General features: G+C 51.0%; 22 protein-coding genes and 2 pseudogenes. 13 read left to right on the forward strand and 11 right to left on the reverse strand.

Going from position 1 to position 21,033, the window contains the following annotated elements; genetic code table 11:
• Window positions 1–46: 46 nt before the first annotated feature.
• On the reverse strand, window positions 47–1,345 hold the full coding sequence (locus AArcSt2_RS10065) for a hypothetical protein (RefSeq protein ID WP_174653615.1): 1,299 nt from the start codon (window positions 1,343–1,345) through the stop codon (window positions 47–49).
• Between the two features lie 91 nt (window positions 1,346–1,436).
• Here AArcSt2_RS10065 and AArcSt2_RS10070 point away from each other — a divergent pair, with 91 nt between their 5' ends.
• Window positions 1,437–2,318, forward strand: a complete 882-nt coding sequence (locus tag AArcSt2_RS10070; protein WP_174653614.1) for a polymer-forming cytoskeletal protein — start codon at window positions 1,437–1,439, stop codon at window positions 2,316–2,318.
• A 20-nt stretch (window positions 2,319–2,338) separates the two neighbouring features.
• On the opposite strand, the gene AArcSt2_RS10075 is transcribed toward AArcSt2_RS10070, so the two are convergent.
• Window positions 2,339–3,097 (reverse strand): ribonuclease H-like domain-containing protein, encoded by a 759-nt coding sequence (locus tag AArcSt2_RS10075; RefSeq protein ID WP_174653613.1) that lies wholly within the window; start codon window positions 3,095–3,097, stop codon window positions 2,339–2,341.
• 88 nt (window positions 3,098–3,185) lie between these two features.
• Here AArcSt2_RS10075 and AArcSt2_RS10080 point away from each other — a divergent pair, with 88 nt between their 5' ends.
• The 4 genes from AArcSt2_RS10080 to AArcSt2_RS10095 all read left to right on the forward strand — a co-directional run bounded on the left by AArcSt2_RS10080 (window position 3,186) and on the right by AArcSt2_RS10095 (window position 5,442).
• Window positions 3,186–3,875 (forward strand): SOS response-associated peptidase, encoded by a 690-nt coding sequence (locus AArcSt2_RS10080; protein WP_250584320.1) that lies wholly within the window; start codon window positions 3,186–3,188, stop codon window positions 3,873–3,875.
• A gap of 70 nt (window positions 3,876–3,945) precedes the next feature.
• Complete coding sequence (locus AArcSt2_RS10085) at window positions 3,946–4,167, forward strand: hypothetical protein (RefSeq protein WP_250584322.1); 222 nt, start codon at window positions 3,946–3,948, stop codon at window positions 4,165–4,167.
• A gap of 62 nt (window positions 4,168–4,229) precedes the next feature.
• Window positions 4,230–4,655, forward strand: coding sequence for a DUF7539 family protein (locus AArcSt2_RS10090; RefSeq protein ID WP_250584324.1), 426 nt, complete (start codon window positions 4,230–4,232; stop codon window positions 4,653–4,655).
• A gap of 157 nt (window positions 4,656–4,812) precedes the next feature.
• Entirely contained in the window at window positions 4,813–5,442 is a 630-nt protein-coding gene (locus AArcSt2_RS10095; protein ID WP_250584326.1) for a hypothetical protein, read from the forward strand.
• 207 nt (window positions 5,443–5,649) lie between these two features.
• Here the strand turns inward: AArcSt2_RS10095 and AArcSt2_RS10100 are convergent.
• Window positions 5,650–5,879, reverse strand: a pseudogene (locus AArcSt2_RS10100) (hypothetical protein).
• 146 nt (window positions 5,880–6,025) lie between these two features.
• Window positions 6,026–6,424 carry an ArsR/SmtB family transcription factor gene (locus tag AArcSt2_RS10105; RefSeq protein ID WP_174653607.1) on the reverse strand — a complete coding sequence of 133 codons (399 nt, stop codon included), beginning with the start codon at window positions 6,422–6,424 and terminating at the stop codon, window positions 6,026–6,028.
• A gap of 428 nt (window positions 6,425–6,852) precedes the next feature.
• Between AArcSt2_RS10105 and arsD the strand changes: the two genes are divergently transcribed.
• From arsD to AArcSt2_RS10130, 5 genes and pseudogenes are all read left to right on the forward strand, one after another.
• Complete coding sequence (arsD, locus tag AArcSt2_RS10110) at window positions 6,853–7,179, forward strand: arsenite efflux transporter metallochaperone ArsD (RefSeq protein ID WP_250584508.1); 327 nt, start codon at window positions 6,853–6,855, stop codon at window positions 7,177–7,179.
• Window positions 7,180–7,182: 3 nt separating this feature from the next.
• Complete coding sequence (gene arsA, locus AArcSt2_RS10115) at window positions 7,183–9,120, forward strand: arsenical pump-driving ATPase (protein WP_250584328.1); 1,938 nt, start codon at window positions 7,183–7,185, stop codon at window positions 9,118–9,120.
• Window positions 9,117–9,491 carry a halo-CC-star protein HcsL gene (gene hcsL / locus AArcSt2_RS10120; protein WP_250584330.1) on the forward strand — a complete coding sequence of 125 codons (375 nt, stop codon included), beginning with the start codon at window positions 9,117–9,119 and terminating at the stop codon, window positions 9,489–9,491. Before arsA ends, hcsL begins: the two co-directional genes overlap by 4 nt.
• Window positions 9,488–9,670 carry a halo-CC-star protein HcsS gene (hcsS, locus tag AArcSt2_RS10125; RefSeq protein WP_425493657.1) on the forward strand — a complete coding sequence of 61 codons (183 nt, stop codon included), beginning with the start codon at window positions 9,488–9,490 and terminating at the stop codon, window positions 9,668–9,670. Before hcsL ends, hcsS begins: the two co-directional genes overlap by 4 nt.
• Window positions 9,670–10,418, forward strand: a pseudogene (locus tag AArcSt2_RS10130) (transposase); the annotation flags it as partial. The gene hcsS and the pseudogene AArcSt2_RS10130, both read left to right, overlap by 1 nt.
• Window positions 10,419–10,715: 297 nt before the next feature.
• Here AArcSt2_RS10130 and AArcSt2_RS10135 read toward each other — a convergent pair.
• Complete coding sequence (locus AArcSt2_RS10135) at window positions 10,716–11,771, reverse strand: tyrosine-type recombinase/integrase (RefSeq protein ID WP_250584334.1); 1,056 nt, start codon at window positions 11,769–11,771, stop codon at window positions 10,716–10,718.
• Window positions 11,768–12,163, reverse strand: coding sequence for a DUF5805 domain-containing protein (locus tag AArcSt2_RS10140; RefSeq protein ID WP_250584336.1), 396 nt, complete (start codon window positions 12,161–12,163; stop codon window positions 11,768–11,770). Before AArcSt2_RS10140 ends, AArcSt2_RS10135 begins: the two co-directional genes overlap by 4 nt.
• A gap of 359 nt (window positions 12,164–12,522) precedes the next feature.
• On the opposite strand from AArcSt2_RS10140, the gene AArcSt2_RS10145 reads away from it, so the two are divergent.
• Window positions 12,523–13,473: a carbohydrate kinase family protein gene (locus tag AArcSt2_RS10145; RefSeq protein WP_250584338.1), complete on the forward strand. Its 951-nt coding sequence runs from the start codon at window positions 12,523–12,525 to the stop codon at window positions 13,471–13,473.
• Here the strand turns inward: AArcSt2_RS10145 and AArcSt2_RS10150 are convergent, their stop codons facing one another.
• On the reverse strand, window positions 13,474–14,289 hold the full coding sequence (locus AArcSt2_RS10150) for a BtpA/SgcQ family protein (RefSeq protein WP_250584340.1): 816 nt from the start codon (window positions 14,287–14,289) through the stop codon (window positions 13,474–13,476).
• Window positions 14,290–14,535: 246 nt separating this feature from the next.
• Here AArcSt2_RS10150 and AArcSt2_RS10155 point away from each other — a divergent pair, with 246 nt between their 5' ends.
• Together AArcSt2_RS10155 and dpsA are read left to right on the forward strand one after the other, a co-directional pair.
• A complete protein-coding gene (locus AArcSt2_RS10155) occupies window positions 14,536–15,900 on the forward strand; it encodes an FAD-dependent oxidoreductase (protein WP_425493658.1) in 1,365 nt (454 codons plus the stop codon).
• A 171-nt stretch (window positions 15,901–16,071) separates the two neighbouring features.
• Window positions 16,072–16,617 (forward strand): DNA starvation/stationary phase protection protein DpsA, encoded by a 546-nt coding sequence (gene dpsA, locus AArcSt2_RS10160; RefSeq protein ID WP_174653598.1) that lies wholly within the window; start codon window positions 16,072–16,074, stop codon window positions 16,615–16,617.
• 7 nt (window positions 16,618–16,624) lie between these two features.
• On the opposite strand, the gene AArcSt2_RS10165 is transcribed toward dpsA, so the two are convergent.
• From AArcSt2_RS10165 to AArcSt2_RS10180, 4 genes are all read right to left on the reverse strand, one after another.
• A complete protein-coding gene (locus AArcSt2_RS10165) occupies window positions 16,625–16,924 on the reverse strand; it encodes an amphi-Trp domain-containing protein (RefSeq protein ID WP_250584342.1) in 300 nt (99 codons plus the stop codon).
• An 89-nt stretch (window positions 16,925–17,013) separates the two neighbouring features.
• The gene (locus AArcSt2_RS10170) at window positions 17,014–17,910 is read right to left on the reverse strand and encodes a phosphoribosyltransferase HisG-related protein (RefSeq protein WP_250584344.1); all 897 of its coding nucleotides are present in this window, start codon (window positions 17,908–17,910) and stop codon (window positions 17,014–17,016) included.
• Between the two features lie 65 nt (window positions 17,911–17,975).
• The gene (locus tag AArcSt2_RS10175) at window positions 17,976–20,099 is read right to left on the reverse strand and encodes a coiled-coil domain-containing protein (RefSeq protein ID WP_250584346.1); all 2,124 of its coding nucleotides are present in this window, start codon (window positions 20,097–20,099) and stop codon (window positions 17,976–17,978) included.
• An 80-nt stretch (window positions 20,100–20,179) separates the two neighbouring features.
• Window positions 20,180–21,013, reverse strand: coding sequence for an MBL fold metallo-hydrolase (locus AArcSt2_RS10180; RefSeq protein ID WP_250584348.1), 834 nt, complete (start codon window positions 21,011–21,013; stop codon window positions 20,180–20,182).
• Between the last annotated feature and the right edge of the window lie 20 nt (window positions 21,014–21,033).

Here is a 21,033-nt window from a genome sequence, read left to right on the forward strand (position 1 = left end):
TCTTTCCGTAAAAGGGGTACAAAAAGGCAGTATACGTACGGACGGCTCAGAAATACCCAAACAGCGTCCCACCAAGAACGAGAACCCAAATAAGAACGCCTGTAAGCAAGAGGCTGTTCCAATGTGTGTCACGGGTTGCACGGCGAGCGGCCCCGGCCGCAATAAGTCCGATCGTTACCACAACAAACATCCGTTGAACGACCACGTCGATCGGGAGCGAATCAACGCCCATTGCGCCATAATCAATCCAGATTGCAACTGCAAGCGTGAGTGATGCAGTGATGGCGGCATCCATCCGTCGCTCCAATCCGTGTGCGATCGCATATGTTGCGACTGGAATTCCGATTGCAATAATCGGGTATAGGAGGGCCGCGATCATATGCATCGACAGGAAATCCACATGCCGTTCTAACACGACACCGATTATACGGACACCCAAAAATAGTGTAAGGATTGTCGCAGCAAGCATCAGATGTCGCGCTTCAATCCGATCGGTGACGACGGCGATCCGCTTGCGATCAACTCGCGTGAGGTGCCGATTCAGTACGCTTGTTGTACGATCACCAAACTGACTTGCCATGGTGAGTCCCATCCCAACAGGGAGTAGTATCATTCCGACAAGATCGACAAGTGTTGCCCAACCATCAGCATCAGACGGTCCTGAGTTCTCGATATTAATGCGGGTCACATCCGATCGATTATCGATAGATGGCAGTGACATAAAGTCGCGTTCGATTGCAAGCTGGGCGGATTCGACTCCATCAACGCGGTGTCTGAGCGTAAACCAATCAAAATGCTCTGTATGACCCTGCATTGCGACCCAGTTATCATTCTCATTCGGTGCTTCGTACAGCCGAATATGCATGCGGTGTCCGTAGTAATCTCCGTTATCCAGCTGTAGCGTCTCTGTCATCCAGTAGCCGCTCTCGTTTGGCCCAGGGTCAACCCATGCATATCGGGTTGTACCCGCGGCTTCACCCCATTCAAGTCCCGTTGCATGGTGTTGTTCTTCCGAAAGGAACGAGTAGGTTTCAGGCTCTGCGTCAGTTTCGTTTTCGCTCATCTCTTCCCACTCGCCATTGCCCTCCTCTGACAGTGCCTGAATGACATCTCCGCTGTCACCGCGCACGATGACATTTATCGGACTCCGCTTTTCGAACGACTGAGCGGAATTCATAAATGCCCAAAATCCGCTTTCAGAATCGTCGAAGGTGACCAAATCAGGTGCCTCATCTTCTTCTGGAGCAACATCGCTTGTGGAAGGAGATGCGAACAGCGACGGACCCCCAATGAAGACGAATGCAATCCCAATCAGCACAAGAACAATGAGAATCTTTCGTCGCATTATCCTCTTTTAGGAGTCAGATGGTTTATTTTTTGCTTCCTCAGTGAGAGTTCCCGGGCGCTTTATTAGCCCCGAGCGACAGAGTGGGTATGTGTCTTCCCGCGTCGATCCGCTCGATATACTCCAGATCCCAGACGGGACAACAGTCGAAGAACACGACGTTGTAACGGATGGAGATGTCCTTATTGGGAGAGACAGCACGGTTGAATTTGGCGTCCGCGGTCGAACAGTCGCAGCCGGTGAGGGTGTGTCGATCGGCAATAGTATCGAAGCAGATGCGGACTGCCGGCTCGATACATTTTGTGACGTTGGTGGAAGCGTGCTTGTTGGTGCAGACGCATATATCGGCGAGCGAGTTGAAATCGGTGGCCGATTGCTCGTCTCTGGCGATCTAGATGTTGGTGACGACGTTGAAATCAATGAAGGGTTCGAGGCAAATGGGTGGATCAATATTCGGAATCCAATCCCAGTCTATCTATTCTATTTTATTATCCTGTCGCACCTGCTTCGGTTTGGAGATCAGGATGCGGCTGAGCAGTTTGCAACTGCACTTGCTGGTGAGGAGATCGAAGAACGTGAGCCGTTGACAATCCCTGCAGACGCACAGATTTCTGACGATCGCTGGGATGTTGATACACCAGCGACGATCGGTAATGACTGTCGAATTCACGGAAATATCCGCGCGAGCGCAGTCACTGTTGGCGAGCGAAATACGATTTTTGGTGGACTCACCGCAGCCGGTGGTGACATTACTGTTGGCTCGGATACCGAAATTGTTGGCAATGTAACGACGTCAGGAACAGTGACAATTCATCCTGATGCGATCGTTCGTGGAACGGTCCGTGCGGGGGATTTGGTTGTCCATGAAGGTGCAACAGTCACTGGGTCGCTTCACGCAAGCGGCGATATGCGGTATGTGCAACAAAAATCAACGGCAGATCAAAATCAAAACGATGACTCCGAATCCGAGTGACGATTTTCAAGTAAACTGAGTTAGTCAGGTGTGCTCTCACAGTGACAGGTGAACTCGTTTTCGTGTAGTCTGTTGGTAACCGTCTCTGTGAGTCGTTTAAGATTCACTGCATCCTCTCGATTATACGAGACAAGTGTCTCAAGTGATCCATCTCTCCCTTGTGTATGTTCTTGCCAGAGTCGAACGGCGTCAAGGCCAGAGATGTCCGGTCGATCACGTTCGATTCCAATCTCGCGCTCGATTGGTTTGAGCCCGCCTGAAAGCCCGAGCTTTTTGCAGGGATACATGAGATCCAGGTGTGGTGTCTCAATCGACAGTTCGAAACAGTCCTCTAAGAACGGCTGATCGAATCGAATGCCGTTGAAACTCACAAGTAACGACGCATCTGCGCACATTTCTCGGATACGTTCTGCAGTAAGATTATCTCCTCGGACAAGCGTCGTTGTGTCGCCATTCTGATGGTAGCTGACTGTTGTGACAACGTTTCGTGATGAATCCAACCCTGTGGTTTCAATATCAAAAAAGCAGGCACGATCGCGGAAATTCTCGTACAATCGCCATCGCTCACTACTTGGGAACCGGGTATCAAAGAACCGTGCATCCGGATCGCCGAGATGTGACTGTGCTTCGTCGATGAACTGTTCAATTCGCTTGCCCGTCGCCGGACCGACTGCGGATCGGTCAAACGCATCCCAGTGGGTAATTCCTTGCTGCCAGAGGTTCTGTTCTGTCTGTGTTCCCACACCTTCGACAGGAATGAAGCTATTCTCAATTCGCACAGCTACAGTGTATGAGTCAGCCAGTAAAACATCATGGGTTAGTCGTATAGACGGTAGTGATTAACAGCCACAGCAGGTAGAATACGATATGTGTGGACGCTACTCGCTTTTTACGCCACAGGTCAAACTTGTCGATCGGTTTGGCGCAACACCAGAACAGCCACTAACAAGCCGATACAACTGCGCACCTGGCCAAGAGCTGCCGGTAATTACAACCGAGCACCCAGACAGAATGCAATTTTTCAAATGGGGATTCACGCCAAGGTGGGCTAAGAAGTCGTTTGATATGATCAATGCACGAGCAGAGTCCGTGCGATCGAAACGAAGCTTTTCGGATGCGTATAAATCACGACGCTGTCTGGTTATTGCAGATGGATTTTATGAATGGGTCGAAACTGATGACGGTGAGAAGCAGCCATATAGAGTGGCGTTTGCAGACGATCGGCCGTTTGCAATGGCAGGATTGTATGAGGAGTGGACACCGCCAACACAGCAGACTGGGTTAGCAGACTTTGGTGCCGGTGGAGACACAACCCCGGAGACCGTCACATCGTTTACAATAATTACAACTGAACCAAATGAGTTGATCGCAGACCTCCATCACCGAATGGCGGTTATTCTCTCTCCGGATGAAGAACAAAAATGGCTTACTGCGGACCCTGACACAGCAGAACCGTTGCTCGATCCATATCCTGATGACGAACTACAGGCATATCCGATCTCAACGCGAGTGAATAGCCCAGCAAACGATGACCCGTCAATTATAGAACCAATCTGACAGAATTAACTGTCAATATAGACGGTGTAATTGTACTGACTGTTAACTGACTGTGGGCCAAAACACAAATATGGCAACATACCAAGCGACATTCGAGGTGGACTCAAAATCCGACACATATGCCGTAGAGCGTATTCTTGATCAGGCATATGATGCCGTTCGAGAAGAGTCTCGTAGCGTCAGAGAAGGGAGTACTGATTCGACAGCGCTCCTCGAATCATTTAAAAGGCTTCGAGAGGGTGCAAAAGGATCGACCAGCGGGACGCTAACCATCACATACGAAGAAAAATAGTAGAATCTATCGGATAGTGGAACGCTCCAAACGTTCTTTGAGAGGATTCACGTCAACAGTACATGGCAGAGCTTCCACCAGATCGACAGCTCATACTTGAGGTTCGATCGGAACTGGATCAGTGGACGACACGTGCTCGTAATGAAGCATACGATGAACTGTTTGCGGGTGAATCACCGATCCTCTCGGCAGATGATCAACAACTGCTTGATGCAGTCGACTCTGCACTAGAACGACAGGGAGGCGATGGTGTGTGGGGAACCGATCAATACGGTATTTACAGCACAGATGACACTGATACAGATCTTCCGATCGCAGTTGTCTGTGTGTATCATGCACAAATCACGTCTGATTCTGTGTTGCGAGGATTCGATGCGATTGATGACGATGTTGAAGAACGGATCAATGGTGCGCTGTGGACCTACTGTGAGCGTGTCTCTACGCTGATTGGATTAGAACTTGAGGAGTATCTTAGTATACAAGGCTGAGTCGATCGATGCTTCTCCACAGAACAGTCAGGATACTAGACACTACGACAGCCTGATACCTACTGACAACCTATCTTTGGATAGTGGTTCGCGGATGTTCACTTGGCTCTGATTTCGACTGCTATTTTCAGCGCTTGTGCGCTCCGGTGATAGACATATGAAAGACAGTACTCAGACACGAACAGTTGAAACACGAGCGATCGACGGCGTTGATGCCCTCATTAATACAAATCCCGGAGACATCTTCATTGATCTTCCAGCCTCGAATCCACGGTACATTCGGCTACAGGAAGGCGATCGGATTCAAGAAGGCGATGTCAGCACACGGACTGCTGCGGAGATGGCAGGCCCACTCTTGGCACATTGGACCATCGATACAATCACAACAGAGACGGTCCGTGGAACAAACACTCAGAATGGCAAAGAGCGCGAGTGGGATCGCGAGAACCTCATTGCCCGGTTATGTGCTGGAGAGTTTAGTACAGAGTTGCGGACGTTCGATCGCGTCAGTATCACTGAAATTGAGGGATGGCCTGGATTGCAGCATGATAGAGAGAGTGATACTACGCAGCCATATATTGTCGCAGTTATATACGGAAATAACGGGGACAAATTTACCCAGGTGTATGCCGCCACCGCGAAGGGCGAGTGGGACTCATTACAGCTCGTCCAGCAGGATACTGCAATCACGGACCTCAGTGATTCACTGCAGCAAACGATCGAAGCCGCAGTTCAGACTGCACTCGCAACTGAAAAACAGTATCAGAGATTTGATTCACTCGAGTAAGGTACACGTTCCTCAAACTCAGATAGCGGAAGTCTCGTTCTTTCCCCTGTAAAACATCACACGTTGTGTTGAGACTAGATGAAGCACAACTTCGGAGGATCGGTTTTGATGTGTGCCTTAATTCACCGTTTCAAAGAGAGGTCTAAAAGACACTATTATATCAAAAAGCGCTCCATCACGCGATTACCATTCCACCAGATCCTAGATTTACTGTGAATCGTTCGTGTCGACTTCGTCGAACAAGTCTGTGACTCGCTGTTCGATATCATCTCGGATCGCACGGACCTGATCGAGATCTTGGCTGTCTGGATCTTCCAGTGCCCAGTCACCACTTCGTTGCGGATGCTATCGGCGGGGTGAGTACCACCGGTAATGATGTTAACACTGTCTTCGAGGCCACGACGCTCACGCTCGCGCTCGGCGAACGCTGTCGACATCTGACTACGGCCAGCGTTCTATACACAAACGAATGCTAAGGTAACCGATGAATTATCACTCATAAACTGTAGATTCGCTGCTGCCGACTTGAGAGCTTGTCTGTGAAATATATGTCTCTATAGCACCAGACGGTGGCTGATAGTAATCATGGGACGATAGATCGAGAGCCGTCGAGTGCAATCAGGATGGCAGTGGCTCGGTTCGTTGACCGATATTTGCGCCACTTCCCGTCCTTTCGCCGTGTGAGGAGCCCGGCCTCAGTGAGCTGAGAGAGTGCGTGGCTAATCGCACTGTCACTCACGTCGAGTAGTGGGGCGAACTCACAGACACACAGTTCTTCATCGGCAGTATGGAGAATTCTGACGATCTTGTAGCGTGTCTCGTTTGATAGCGCGGACAGCAGGTCGACGTCCGCTTCGAGATCAGGGCCGCCGACGGCTGCATCCAATTCTTCGAGTTCTTCGAGGCGTTCTTGGAGCGCGTCGCTCGTACAACTCCCCCGTTCATCGCTGAGATACCGTTGGAGCCGGTCGCTCGCTGACATACAGATAGTTGATCGATGACTAAATTAACTCTTTTGCAGTCATTGCCTGCTCAACAACTGAACGATTTAGGATCTCCTAATTTACTGTGATCATAATATTCAGTATACTACAGTGAGAGATGACACAGTCAACATGGTCACAAAGGGAATGATCGACGACAGCAAAGTAGTTGCTACAATACCTTGCTGTGTCTTAACTGCGAATTGAAAGCGTATTGCTCGAATACCGCCACCCAGCGAGAGAGAACGCAGCGACTGAACTCGTATCCTGACAGAACTACTGCGGCCGCTTTTCGATTTAGTTATCATCGAAACGTTTAGTGCATAGTTCATGTTTTGTTCAAATGAGTACGAAACAAGACGACTCTCAATCACGGTCGAAGGTTCCGGCCAACCGAGACTCGTTTGATCACCGATCCAACAAACCCATGACTCAAATCCAACTCTACGAAGAAGCAATGTGCTGCTCCACAGGCGTCTGTGGACCTGACCCCAACGACGAACTTGTCGAACTAAGTGCTGCACTCGACCAACTCGAAGACGAATTCGCCGAGGCTGAGATTTCGCGTGCCAATATGCAGCACAACATCGACGAGTTCCTCAATACTCAGGAGATCTACGATCTCGTCGAAGCAAACGGCCCCAAAATCCTCCCGATTACCACCGTCGACGGCGAGATCGTCGCCAAAGAGGAGTATCTCTCCTACGATGAGCTGGCAGCCGAACTGCGCGCCAATCAACCTCAGGAGACCTAATTAATGGCAACAACGCAACCGGCAACTGACGCCCGAGAGATCGTGGAACCGAGCAGCGAGGACACCGAGTTCGTCTTCTTCAGCGGGAAGGGCGGCGTCGGCAAGAGCACCGTCAGCTGTGCGACAGCGACGTGGCTCGCCGACAACGACTACAACACCCTGCTGGTGACGACTGACCCCGCGCCGAATCTCTCGGATATCTTCGGCCAGGAGATCGGCCACGAAGTCACCGATATCGACGGGATCGACAACCTCTCGGCCATCGAGATCGACCCCGACGCCGCAGCCGATGAGTACCGCCAAGAGACCATCGAGCCGATGCGCGAGTTGCTCGATGACGAGCAGATCAAGGCTGTCGAAGAACAGCTCAACAGCCCGTGTGTCGAGGAGATTGCGGCCTTCGACAACTTCGTCGACTTCATGGATTCCCCGGAGTACGACGTGGTCGTCTTCGATACTGCACCCACCGGTCACACCATCCGGCTGATGGAACTTCCCTCCGACTGGAACGCCGAACTCGAAAAAGGCGGGTCAACCTGTATCGGCCCCGCCGCCTCAATGGAGGAGCGTAAGAAGGATTACGAGCGCGCCATTGACACCCTCCAGGACAGCGAGAAAACCTCCTTTGCCTTCGTCGGCAAGCCAGAGGACTCCTCGGTCGACGAGATCCAGCGAAGTGCGTCGGATCTGGGCGAACTTGGTATCGAATCGCAGCTCCTCATTATCAACGGCTATCTACCCGAATCAGTCTGTGAAGACCCCTTCTTCGATGGAAAACGCGAGGACGAACAGGCGGTCATCGAACGCGCCGCCTCGGAGTTCGACGTCGACGCGATGGAAACCTATCCGCTCCAACCCGGTGAGATTGCCGGTCTGGACCTCTTGGCAGATGTCGGTGGCGTCCTCTACGATGGTGACGAGGCCACCGTCGACGTGGGGTCGGCAACCAACGTTGCGAAAGCCGAGTCGGTCGACATCGAGTCACTAGTCGATCCCGACGCAGTCGCCGAGAAGCTCCAGCCGGTCGACGGGGAGACGCGCTATCTGTTCTTCACTGGGAAGGGCGGGGTTGGCAAGAGCACCATCGCCGCGACGTCAGCAACGAAACTCGCTGAAGCAGGCTACGAAACACTCGTGGTGACAACAGATCCGGCCGCACATCTTGAAGACATCTTTGGCGAGCCAGTCGGCTACGACCCGACATCGGTAAGCCAAGCAAACCTCGATGCAGCCCGCATCGACCAGGAGCAGGCTCTTGAAGAGTACCGCGAGCAGGTGCTCAATCACGTCACCGAGATGTACGAGAACAAGGAGGACACTCAGATCGACGTCGACGCGGCCATCGCGAACGTCGAAGAGGAGCTCGAATCACCGTGTGCCGAGGAAATGGCAGCCCTCGAAAAGTTCGTGGCCTACTTCGACGAGGACAGCTACGACATCGTCGTCTTCGACACCGCGCCGACTGGTCACACGCTCCGCCTCCTCGAACTCCCCTCGGATTGGAAGGGCTTCATGGATCTCGGGTCGCTGACGAAGGGTGCAGCTCCCGCCAAAGGCGACCAGTATGACAACGTGATCGAGACGATGCAGAACCCTGACAAAAGCTCGTTCGCCTTCGTCATGTATCCCGAGTACACACCGATGATGGAGGCCCATCGGGCGGCCGAGGACCTGAAAGATCAGGTCGGAATCGAGACCTCCTTCGTCGTCGCCAACTACCTCCTGCCTGAAGAGTACGGCAACAACGCCTTCTTCGCCAACCGGAGGGCCCAACAGCAGCAGTATCTCGGCGAGATCAAGGAGCGGTTCGAGACGCCCATGATGCTCGCACCGCTTCGACAGGACGAGCCCATTGGCCTCGACGAACTCAGCGCGTTCGGCGACCAGGTGACCGGACTGGATGCACTCAACGAGCAGGTCACAGAGATGCCACAACAATGAGCGACTCCGAATCCGTCCAGAACGCAGAGGACGCCGTCGAAGAGAAACTTCAAACTTTCATCGATGCTGTTGCGGACAGCGAGAGCTATCAGGAGTTCATTGAGGTCAACAAGCAGCTCGAAAGCGACCCCAAAGCGATGGAGCTGCTCGATGAGTACCGACAGAAGCAACAACAGATGCAACAGGGCTTCGATCAAGAACTCATGGCTGAGCTCCAAGAGATTCAAACAGAACTCTCGGAAAACAAGACGATTCAGCAGCACAGGGAAGCCCAGTCGGCACTAGTCGAGTTGCTTCAGGAGACCAACGACGTAATCAGCGAGCCGATCGGTATGGAGTTCGCCCAGTCCTCGGGAGGTGGGTGCTGTTGAGCACCGCTGACGAAGAGGTATTGGCAGCTGCCGAGGAATTCGCCGAGGAGCTTCGAAGCGCCCAACAGGAATCGAGCCAGTTCGAATTCAACTCACTGCTGCTGCGCTGCAACGATGCGATCACTGCGGAGATCGGGGTCGACTACGGCGATGTTTGCGATACTGACGATTGCGGTTAGTCGACGGGATGTCGGTGGTAAGTGGGCTTGATCAGGAGAACCGAGCGTTCAAATTCGCCACGCTATCGATTGTCGGGCAGAATATTCCACTCGTCTTGGCTGTCGAATCTGTGCGGGAGAGCTCAGCATGGGACGAGAACCCATCTAATCAGGTCCATCGAATTGTCCGTCGACTCCTCCAACGTGCTAAAGAGCATGTGCCTATCAAGACAGTACTGTTCGACCGGGAGTTCGACTCTATGCGAGTCTATCAGACACTCTCGAATCTCGAAATAAATTACCTCATCCCGAAACTGGTCTCCAGCTTTGAACAGGACGTATTCAATCACTTGGAGGCGGACGATCAAGAGGTCGTTGTTGAGTTGGCCTCCGTTCACGTCGAGACGGGCTCGCATCCGATGCGGTTCCTATACGTTCCGTCGACGAAAGGCGAGGAACGGCAGTATTTGCAACTAATCTCAGGGTCAGTCCAGATGAAGCCGAAGCACTCTGTCGCCGGTATAGTCACCGGTGGCAAATCGAAAACGAGTACAAAAGCATCAAGAACGACTTCTTGGCGAAAACGTCCTCGAAGGACTATCGGGTTCGGCTATTCTACTTCGTATTCGCCGTGCTATTGTACAATATCTGGCGGCTCACTGACTTCCTGTTGAAATCCGGTGTCGATGGTGAGATGGACTATGCGCCGGTCCTGACAGCAGGAGAGTGCGTAGAGTTGGTGTGTGGAGAACTGATACCGCCTGATTAAACGGGTATCTCACCAATGGCTCGCATTTCTTGAGTGGCGACACTCCGATTCGAGGCCAAATACCAATTAGCACCAGTGGTGTTATTTCTGGAGCGTGTCGAATAGAAACCCACGACAGTTCGTCTGTCTGCTACTCGATTAGCGGTGATTACTGAAAAATAGCGAGAACAGGCCCAGTTCTACCCCATCCTCCGAAACTGTGGCTGAAGATCGCACCCCATATTTTGTATAGCGTTATATAATTTATGAGTTCAAAATACAACAGTAGTTTTGCTAAAATGAGATACAAATAATTGCTCAACAGATCGAGTAGATACTTTCCACGTAGGTTTCTCGAACTTGGTCGCCCCAATTGTGGGTGTAGGTGTCGATGATATCATCAGCAACATCACCCCGGAGATACTTCACGATCCCTCGGTCGCCTGTTCGATCGCGCAGATGTGTGGTGAAAAAATGCCTAAAATAGTGTGGTGTAACGTTCTCAGAGGCATCGCCACCGGTATGATACCAGCCTTGCTCGCGTGCATAGCGCTCAACGATCGTCCGAACTGCTGGGGGCGTGATTCGATCGCCCCAATCGTGGCCCGTTGGAACAAACAACGGCTTCGCAGGTGAGTGGATGTCCGGTCGAATCGCAAGCCACCGTTTGAGTTCGTATTGGAGCTCTTCATCGATCGGTATCACTGTATCCCGTTTCCGTTTGTTCGATGCGGTTCGTTCTTCGCCGTGATACACCTCTCCGCGCTGCGGCTCTGCTGCGACATATAACGAGTTTGGACGTGATTCCAACAGTGCCCTTGGGGAAATCTCGTATGCGTCAACGATCTCAGGGTCCGTAAGTGAGAGATCACGCAAATCGAGGTTACAGAGCTCTCCAACACGCATCCCTGTTTTCAACAGCGTAATAACCAACACCCGATCGAGCGGATGAGCGATCTGTGACACGAACATTCGCATCTGGGGGATGGTGATCTCTCGACGCTCAGGGTCTTTGTCGATCGTTTCATCCATCTCCTCCATAACCAGTGCCATTGGATTCCCTTCAAACACCCCAACTTGATTCATATATGCGTAAAATCGGTGGAGATACGCCGCATACGAGGCGATCGTACTGTCTCCGATCGTCCCACGAAGCGAGTGAATCCAGGCCATACAGTCTCGATGCGTCGCCTTACCAGGTCCGATCGACGTACCACGCGGATTGACTGCGGAGTCAGACAAAAATGTCTCGTATTGACGAAGCACACGTTGGTATGCCGCTCGTGTCCGCTCGGATTTCCCATGAAACAGCATGTCCTGGAGGAAGTAGCCGATCGGATCCTCGGGATCATCGGTCGTTGTTGTTGCACTCATGAATCGAGTGCCTCGTATCCACCCTTGCGTGGGTTGTACCGAATCTTGTTCTCCGATTCAAGTTCCGAAATTGCATCTTCTAATCGATCTTCAAAATCCCCCGAAAGTTCTGCAACAAGGTTTTCCCATGACATATGTGGTTGTGAAAATAAGGTCTCGAGAAGGCGTGTTTTGAGGCCATCACCCCCGGGGTGTGAGCGGTCAGAACCACCCTCCAGATTTGGCGCGTTCGACTCAAATTTGAACCCGTTTCTCCCTGCTTGTACCATTGTTCTGACAAATTCGGCTTGACTCATCTCCAACGCATCAGCATGAGCCTTCCACTCGGATTTTTGATACTGGGGGACGTATGTCTTTACTGCGGTTCGTGTTCGATCGCCCTCATCTGCCATATACTCACGTTATTCTGAACGTTCTTGAATCTATCCCCATAATACAGGATAAGAAGACTTATGTCATTATTTGACCCTCAAAATCACCCTAGAGTATGCTAATATCTCTTACTATAGTGCTACTAATTTCCCCATCTAGTCCTACTAAATTAGATATTTATATCCGAAGTGCATATTTGTCCTTTATCGAGCATCATAAATTGGTACTCATCGGATGCTTATTTTGTGTGCGTTCAGTATTTTCTCGAGTTTCATTTGATTTGTCTCCTGATCAGAAGGTGATATAATACGATCGTTGTAACAGGTGATCGCTCCACAACCGGCACACATATCAGTATTCCTACTATGAGTTACACTGAATGAAATCGGGGCTCGCTGATCCGACTGTTGTGGTAATTGGAGCTGCCGCGATCGATCGACATTACCGGCTCTCAAACATGCCCACGCGTGATGGTGGTGCATACGCGCATGCAGTTACGGACGCTCACGGTGGCGTCGGTGCGAACGTCTCAATTGCGCTTGAAAAGTTGGGTGTTTCCACGGGATTGATCGCACAGATTGGCGATGACGATATTGGTGCGCAGGTATCCGAACACCTGGAAAAAGCACCGATCGACAACAGACGTGTTCGACAAACGCAAGCGACCTCGACACACTGTCTCGTGCTTGGTGACGAGCAGGGAGATCGGATGATTGTTGCTGCGGGGGACAGCGCAAAACAGCTTGCACTCACCGAAGCAGACCTTGCATATATCAAATCTGCAGATATCCTCTTTTTTACCGCATATGTCCCCGATCGCGTTACACAAACGATTATTTCGGAGCTTGGCGGGAAGGACGGCCCTGCACTTGCGTTTGACCTCTCGGGACCACTCGAGGAGCTAAAAGACCGTGGAACGGAACCAGAGACGATTGATCGGCTGCTTGAGCATCTTACACTGTTTGTTGGAAATGAGGTTGCAGTTAGCTCATATTTCGATGAATCCACGACAGACCCAATTACAGCTCTCTCTGCGGCAGGTGTCGATCGCGGTGCGATCACAGCCGGATCATCAGGTGCAACCCTATTTACGGGTGATACGAGACATCACATCCCTGCATTTTCGATCGATCCAGTTGATACCACCGGAGCAGGAGATACGTTTGTTGCAGGACTCCTCACTGTCTGGGTAATTGAAGGTAAGCAGATGGCTGTTGCAGGTGAGTTCGCTGCAGCCGCAGCTGCACTCAACTGTGTGGAGCCGTATGCACAGAGTGGGCTTCCAACACGGAGGGACGTTGCATTGTTTCTCGATGAACGACGGACGTGATTATCTAACGCGTTCGGCTGCAGCCATTAGTTCGCGTACTCGATCGACAGATACCGGAGCAGTTGTCTGTCCGCCTTGTTTAAGAGACGTACCCACGATCGCACCATCAACCGTCGAAAGAATCGTCTCAATACTGTCTTTCGTCACGCCACTGCCAACAAAAATCGGAGTAGTAAGCCCATGGTCCTCTCTAACTGCCGCCATTGATTCAAGATATGACTGGTCTGCCGCATGGCCGGTTCCGCTCCCAGTGAGAATTGCGGCATCTGCAAGCCCGCGATCGGTTTGGTCAGCAAATGACTCTGCGGTGAACGATTCGCTGGCAAGCGGTGCAGAGTGTTTCACGTCAACATCAGCAAACACAGAGACATCCGACCCAAGCTGTTTCTGCAATCGTAGTGTCTCATGTGCAACTCCCTCGATCACACCCTGGTCTGTCACGCGTGCGCCCGTGTGAACGTTTACACGGATATATGCTGCATCAACCGCGTGTGCGATCGAGAGGGCGGCGATCGGATCGTTGCGCAACACATTGATTCCGATTGGGAGTGTCGTCGCCTCACTTACGGCGGTTGCAGCACGAGTCATCGCAGCAACCGTATGTTTCGGGACATCATCGGGATAAAACGGCGCATCACCGAAGTTTTCGAGCATGATCCCATCAACGCCTCCTGATTCGAGCCGTTCAGCATCTCGCACCGCACGACCGATCACTGTTTGTAGCGAGTCGCTATGTTTCGGCGATCCTGGAAGCGGTTCGAGATGGACCATCCCAATAACTGGATTTGCGGTCCCGTACACAGAGTGGAGATTCATATACACCGTTTTGTCCGTGCTGTAATCAATACCGAACATCGAACTGCGTTTGAGTATGAGTCCTTCGACTGATGTACAACAAATAAATTGCATATCGCTATACAAAATTTAGTATGCTACATGATAGTTGATCAGATCATGCTTCCCTACAGAATACTCACTACGAACCGCGTTACAGATGAAAAACGAATTAAACCAATAGGTCTGAGTATGGGTAGAGACGGTTTATCATATCACATTGTACGCATGTTGGGAGAATACGACTTAGTCATTATTGGCGGCGGAATTAGTGGGGCCTCACTGCTCTACACAGCATCGCAATTCACAGATATCGACCGCATTGCACTCGTCGAAAAGGAAGATGAGATTGCGGCGATCAACTCACATCATACAAATAACTCACAAACACTGCATTTCGGGGATATCGAGACAAACTACACGCTCGAAAAGGCCGAAGAGGTAAAAGAGGGTGCAGAGATGCTTGCAGGGTATCTCGAAAATGTGGACCCTGATCGGGAAATGCACGCAAAGCGGAGCAAAATGGTGCTCGCAGTTGGTGAAAAAGAAGTAGAAAAGCTTGAACACCGCTATCACGAGGAAGGATTTGGGGAACTATTCCCAAAACTTGACGCGATCGGTCGAGAAGAGATTACGGAGTTGGAGCCGAAGGTTGTTGAAGGACGCGACCCATCAAAAGATCTGCTTGCATTACAGACGCCTGACGGATACGTTGTTGATTACGGTGAGACGGCAAAATCCTTCATCAAGGATGCGACGAACCGAGATGGCGTTGACGTATTCACTGGGACAACTGTTGAAAACATCGAGCAGACAGACGATGGCTACGTCATCGACACTGACGATGGATGGTTTGAAGCGGAGACAACCGTTGTAGCGGCAGGCTCACACAGCCTCCAAATCGCAAAACAGCTGGGGTACGGCCAAGATGTGTCACTGCTCCCGGTTGCAGGGAGTTTCTTCCTTGCCAACGACATGTTGAATGGGAAGGTATACACGCTCCAAATGAAGAAACTTCCATTTGCTGCAGTGCATGGCGATGCTGACGTTCACGACGCCTCGATTACCAGGTTTGGTCCAACAGCAAAACTTGTCCCTGCGCTTGAGCGTGGGCGGATTCGAACTGTTGGTGACTTCTTTGATGTCTTTGGTCTCAACGTGTCCTCATTCTTGAGCTACGGAAATATCCTTGCAGATCGGATCTTGCTTCCGTACGTCTTGAAGAATCTTGTCTACGATCTCCCGGAGATCGGGAAGCGATCATTCCTCCCAAACGTGCAGAAGGTAGTCCCATCCGCGACGATCGAGGATATTGAGCGAGCGAAAGGTTACGGCGGCGTTCGACCACAGATTGTCAATACGAAAACAAAGAGTCTGGATATGGGCGAGGCCAAAATTACAGGCGACGATATTCTGTTTAATATCACCCCGTCACCAGGTGCTTCAACCTGTCTGAAAAACGCATTCCGTGACATTCAGACCGTAATCGAGTTCTTGGATGACGAATATGAATTTGATGAGACTGGGTTCCGTGCAGCGACGATTGGCCAGTTCCCACGAAAAGAAAAACAATCAATTTCGGCTCAAGACTAGCGACCCAACTGCCGAGATATAATTATCACATAATTTATGTGAATAGTCTGTATTAGACTGACAAGTACCGTAGAATAACTCTGTAACAGTGTGAATCACATCTTCACATACTCTGAAATTTGTTTAATCGCTGAAAGTTATAAGTTGGTGGATGCTGTACTAATACACGCGATGAGTACACACAAGAACGTTCGTAGACAAAAAGGCAGCGTCGAAGAAACCGGACTTCGATTAGAGAAAGAAAAAGCAGAACAGATTATCGATGCACTCAACAGCGATCTCGCTGACGCGTACGTGCTATATCATCAACTGCATAAACATCATTGGAACGTCGAAGGTGCGGAGTTCCTTGACATCCATGTCTTCCTTCAAGAGGTATACGAAGATGTGGAGTTGGCTGCAGATGCCGTTGCAGAGCGTCTACAAGCACTCGGTGGAATCCCACATGCAAGCATGACAGCGCTATCAGCCGCTGCAACGGTTGAGCCTGAAGATGAGGATGTCTATGACATCCGTACGTCACTGACTAACGATCTTGAGATGATGGGCAACATCATAGAGAGCTATCGCCAGCACATCGGGCTTGCAGAGAATCTTGGTGACTACGCAACCGGACAGATGCTTCGAGGACAGCTTGAAACGATCGAGGAGCATACTCACCACATTGAACACTACCTCGAGGACGATACGCTTGTTCTTGAGTCTGCGACGAACTAACTGAGGCCTATTTTACGTCTGGCGCTTTTTGATCGCTGTGTCCTGGAATCTCTATCTCGATCTCCAGTTCTTGATCTTTATAGCCTTCATAATCGATTTCTAGTTCGATCGGCTCACCAAACGCAAACGGTAGCTCCCACTCTTCGTCAACAATTGTGAGCTCAGAATCGTCACGAAGCTGTTCCCCAATTTTAATTAGAAATTCACCCACTTCAACCGCGCTGAGGCGATACTCCTGCTCAAAGTCACGCCCCGGTCTAATCACTGTTCGCTCTGTTTCTGTAGTGTCTTCTCCATTTTCGGGCATACACAAGTTGTTTGTTCGTACACGTGGAAAAATTAGTGGCCACTCAAATGACAGTTACCTACACAAAAAATAATCAGAGCGGTATGGAACTATATTCGGAGTTCTGTTTCAAGTGGTGGTGAAATGAGTGCATGTTTGATCTGATCTATTGCCTCGTCAGATTCAGCGCAGTTTTCCATAAGTACTGTCTCGCTCGGGAACAACGATTCACCAAGCACAAGTCCATGTTCACGGGCTGTTGACCCCGTCATTGTTAGATAGACACCAACGCCCGCCTCTGCAATCGCTTTCTCTTCCTCAACAGCAGGGTCTGGATAGACAAATCCAATGCCGTCTGTTGCGTCCGTCCCTAATACTGCAGAGACAAGCCGTTCGTATCGTGCAGAGATACAAAGCGGCCCGTCATATGTTTCAATAAACGATCGGTCAAGGGTCTCACCCGGCCCAAGTACCTCTGGCATGGCCATTAATGTGTGATATACGGTGTCTCCTAATCCAGTAACAACACGGACATCGGTATCCCGCGGATTGATTCTTGCATTAACATCTGCAAGCGAACCAACACCATCCCCACGCAGCTCAACAACCTCCTCAAGAACGAGGTCTGCACTGTCGAAACCAAGTGCAAATTCATGCGTCCGAAGCGCTCGGAAGGGCTCTTCTCGTCCAATAAGTTGGAGCTCAATATCGTCGATTTTGACTGTTGCACTGTCGAAGACAATCCGTCGTGGATAGCCATCCCGGTCATCGCGAAGCAAGGTATACTCAGGGGCGAATGGGTCTACTGGGTTACTGTACTCCGCAAGCCGCTCGTATGGTCCATGATCAGTTGATTGCGTCCCTTTAGTGAGTGCTTTTTCGTATCGGAGCGTCGAACTCACACTGTCTGCAAGTTCCTCTACGGCAGTCACCGTAGATAATCGTTCAAGGACTGCCTCAAGCGGGCGTCCTTTTCGAGGAACTGCGACCGCAACCGTTCGGCTCATTGTCCGATTGTTGTACTGCGTAAGTAAACCGATTCCGTTTCACAAATGGGTTCTCAAGAGAGCGGTTACTCTTCGTTTTCGTCTCCATCTGGTGCTGCAGCACCAGCACCGGCACCACCCATAAACGCACCACTCAGTCGCTCCCGGAAGGCATCTACTGCCTCTACATCCGTTTCGAGTTCGTCAATCCGTGACTCAAGCGATGTCACTGCTGCGCGATCGGCCTTGTCATCGAGCTTTGAGACGGTCGATCGAAGCGCAGAGAGTTCCTCATTGAGTGCTGATTCAACGGATGCAAGTTCGCTCTCCAGCCCCTGTACAGAGGACGAAACCGAGTCCACACTCTCTTCGAGTTGGGCTGCAGTTGTCGTTGCATCCTCCACATCTTCTTTGATTGTATCAACGGATTTTACAACCCGATCGGCAGTCGCAGCAGCTTCGCCCGCAGTTGTTGCGGTCTCCTCGAGATCAATCTCAAAGGAATCTAGCATCGAGTCGGTTTGAGCGAGATCATCGGCAACGGTCTCTATCTGCTCAACTGTCGCATCAATATCTTCCGAAACGTCGCCAATCTCATCGAAGGCCTCCGATACATCGTCCCCAAGCGAATCAACATCATCAACGATAGAGCCAAGATCGTCATCCAGATCCGAAGTCGCCTCTTCGACGGCATCAACGGTTGACTCCGTTCTCTCGACGCGATCGGTCAGTGCGGAGATGTTGCTTTTTGTAGTGGTTATATCCGCGGCAAGTTCTGTCCGTTCTTCGTCTGCAGCCGCAACCGAGACGGAGAGATCATCAACTGCCTCTGAAAGACCTTCCAACTCGTTCTGTACGGTTGTGAATAGCTCCTCGGCGGTTCCATTGTCGTCAATGAACTCTGCCAGCGCATCACTATACGCAGCAATATCTTCGACGTTCGACTGCAAGCGATTGAGCCGAACCTCGAAACTTCGAGGAACGCCCGTTCCAAGTTCCTTTTTCAGAATTGAGAGATCTTCTTCCGAGACATTCCCGTTACGAATTTCGGAGGCAAGCACCGCAGAGATGCCACCTTGGACCGCAACGAGAGATGATCCTGCATCAGGCTCAGGCTCCGTATTTGCTGTATCAACCGCTGTAACTGGTGGCTTGTCGGTTGTTTCTGAAGTGTCTTCAACTGAATCAGTCTCGCTGTCTGAATCTTCTGGATGCTCACTAGTAGTTTCGCTACTGGCTTCTGTCTCCTGTTTGGTCGCTTCTACAACCGGTTCCAGCTCATCATCGGTGTCGCCTATTGAATCGGCGCCAACAGTTGTTTCTGTCTCTGTTTCAATGGTGGCTTCGGTTGCAGTTTCTTCCGCTATTTCTACCTCTACCTCTACTTCAGATTCAGATTCCGTATCAGTCTTAACCGCGTGGTCATCCGCGTCGATCGGTTCGTCTTCGTCCACAGGCTCACGTTCATCGATCTCAGCGTGCTCATCGCTTGCAACCGGTTCTTCATCCACTATTTCGACGCCGTCATCGACGGCTTCAGTGAGCGTATTGTCTGCAGTATCCGGTGCAGCATCGGTTTCGATCGCGAACTCACCATCCGGATCATCTGCAAACGGATCAGATGTAGACTTTGGACCGTCTGATTGTGTTATCTCTGTCGATGAAACCTCAGAGAGTGGATCAGGGGTTGCACCGTCAGGGTCCAGTGGATCTGGTTGGTCTTCATCTTCATCTTCATCAACGCCCGGCAGCGACGATCGTTCACCCGAAAGCACGTCACGTATTAGTTGACTATTATCGGGTCCAAGAACGCCCTCAATATCTGCAGCCTCTTTGTTTTCGCTTGCTGCGACCTCTTTGATCTGCGGCTCAGTGAGAAATGCAGAGAGTTCTGTCGGGTCGTCTGCCCGGATGCCATACACTGTCCGCACTGATTCGCCTGGCTCAAGATCACGTTCAAATTCAACACGTTGATCTTTGTATGCTGTCCACCGTTCGCTTTCAAACTCCGGGTGAAATCCAACGCGCTCCATCGGGAACGAATCAGGTATCTGATCAGTTAGCCGAACGTGTACCGGCGCGGAGGCATTTGATTGAAGCGTGAAAACAACTGCTGGAACGGGGAACTCATCCGATGTGACGGTTTTCTCGACGGTTACACCGTCATTTGAGACCGTCACAGACTCATTCATGTCTGACCCCTGGCTCATGGGTGTGAATTTCGTAGCAGCAACTTAAATAAATCGGGCCAGTTGTCGATGTTGATACTCACCTGTTTTCTTGCGTATGGTTACAGCTCGATCCGATCACCAATCTCGACCACATCAAGCACTGATGGATACGCGTAGCTTTGTGTATGTTTGTGTAGAACTGTTGGGTCTGCGGTCATTCCCTTCCACATATCCCAGTGCGTCGGAACTAGCCGATCGAGTTGGAGATCGCTTGCAGCTTTTACGATCTCGTTTTCAGTGCTATACCATTTCGTCCGAACCGGCTCTCTCGTCTCTTTGTCAGGGATGTTACCAATCGCGCCAAATGCGAGAATACCGATATCAATATCGTACGCTTCACCAACCGCAGTGAAATTCTCGGCTGGTTTAGTATCACCACCGTGGAATATGGTTCCGCTCTCATGATGGATTACATATCCAACTGGATGTGTTGCGTCCGCGTCGTGTGTTTCAACGGCGTCGATCGTAAACTCACCAATCTCGAACGTATCACCTTCGGTCACTTCGGTAAACTGTGACTCATCGAGGTTGTAGGTGGTGAGCCACTCCTCATTTTCAAATGCAACGCTGAGACTGTCGTCCGGGGCAAAAAAGTCTGCACCCGTCTGTTCGAGAATTGGCCCTTGGCTTGGCCCATGTGTATGGTCCGTGTGTTCGTGCGTCGCAAGCACTGCATCTGCAGCGGTCACATCCGCCGGATCAAATGGAACCGGAACCATTCGGATCGTCCGCGGTGGATCGCCGAGTCCAACATACGGGTCAATCCACAGCACCGTTCCTTCCGAGCCTTTGATGGCAAATCCATTACAGCCGAGATACCACAGCGAAACGGTATCCGGCTCTGCCTCTGCAACGGCGGTTGGGAGCCACGCTCCCCAATCACTTACGGTCATAGCTATCTCTCTATCGGGAT

The sequence above is a fragment of the Natronocalculus amylovorans genome (genome assembly GCF_023638035.1).
Lineage (GTDB): Archaea > Halobacteriota > Halobacteria > Halobacteriales > Haloferacaceae > Natronocalculus > Natronocalculus amylovorans.

Coding starts and splice junctions, on each gene's coding strand:
- AArcSt2_RS10180 (WP_250584348.1), bottom strand. CDS start 21,013: ATGACCGTAAGTGATTGGGGAGCGTGGCTCCCAACCGCCGTTGCAGAG.
- hcsL (WP_250584330.1), top strand. CDS start 9,117: ATGAGCGACTCCGAATCCGTCCAGAACGCAGAGGACGCCGTCGAAGAG.
- AArcSt2_RS10145 (WP_250584338.1), top strand. CDS start 12,523: ATGAAATCGGGGCTCGCTGATCCGACTGTTGTGGTAATTGGAGCTGCC.
- arsD (WP_250584508.1), top strand. CDS start 6,853: ATGACTCAAATCCAACTCTACGAAGAAGCAATGTGCTGCTCCACAGGC.
- AArcSt2_RS10140 (WP_250584336.1), bottom strand. CDS start 12,163: ATGGCAGATGAGGGCGATCGAACACGAACCGCAGTAAAGACATACGTC.
- AArcSt2_RS10080 (WP_250584320.1), top strand. CDS start 3,186: ATGTGTGGACGCTACTCGCTTTTTACGCCACAGGTCAAACTTGTCGAT.
- AArcSt2_RS10165 (WP_250584342.1), bottom strand. CDS start 16,924: ATGCCCGAAAATGGAGAAGACACTACAGAAACAGAGCGAACAGTGATT.
- AArcSt2_RS10065 (WP_174653615.1), bottom strand. CDS start 1,345: ATGCGACGAAAGATTCTCATTGTTCTTGTGCTGATTGGGATTGCATTC.
- AArcSt2_RS10135 (WP_250584334.1), bottom strand. CDS start 11,771: ATGAGTGCAACAACAACGACCGATGATCCCGAGGATCCGATCGGCTAC.
- AArcSt2_RS10090 (WP_250584324.1), top strand. CDS start 4,230: ATGGCAGAGCTTCCACCAGATCGACAGCTCATACTTGAGGTTCGATCG.
- AArcSt2_RS10095 (WP_250584326.1), top strand. CDS start 4,813: ATGAAAGACAGTACTCAGACACGAACAGTTGAAACACGAGCGATCGAC.
- AArcSt2_RS10155 (WP_425493658.1), top strand. CDS start 14,536: ATGTTGGGAGAATACGACTTAGTCATTATTGGCGGCGGAATTAGTGGG.
- AArcSt2_RS10085 (WP_250584322.1), top strand. CDS start 3,946: ATGGCAACATACCAAGCGACATTCGAGGTGGACTCAAAATCCGACACA.
- AArcSt2_RS10170 (WP_250584344.1), bottom strand. CDS start 17,910: ATGAGCCGAACGGTTGCGGTCGCAGTTCCTCGAAAAGGACGCCCGCTT.
- AArcSt2_RS10105 (WP_174653607.1), bottom strand. CDS start 6,424: ATGTCAGCGAGCGACCGGCTCCAACGGTATCTCAGCGATGAACGGGGG.
- dpsA (WP_174653598.1), top strand. CDS start 16,072: ATGAGTACACACAAGAACGTTCGTAGACAAAAAGGCAGCGTCGAAGAA.
- AArcSt2_RS10175 (WP_250584346.1), bottom strand. CDS start 20,099: ATGAGCCAGGGGTCAGACATGAATGAGTCTGTGACGGTCTCAAATGAC.
- arsA (WP_250584328.1), top strand. CDS start 7,183: ATGGCAACAACGCAACCGGCAACTGACGCCCGAGAGATCGTGGAACCG.
- AArcSt2_RS10150 (WP_250584340.1), bottom strand. CDS start 14,289: ATGAATCTCCACTCTGTGTACGGGACCGCAAATCCAGTTATTGGGATG.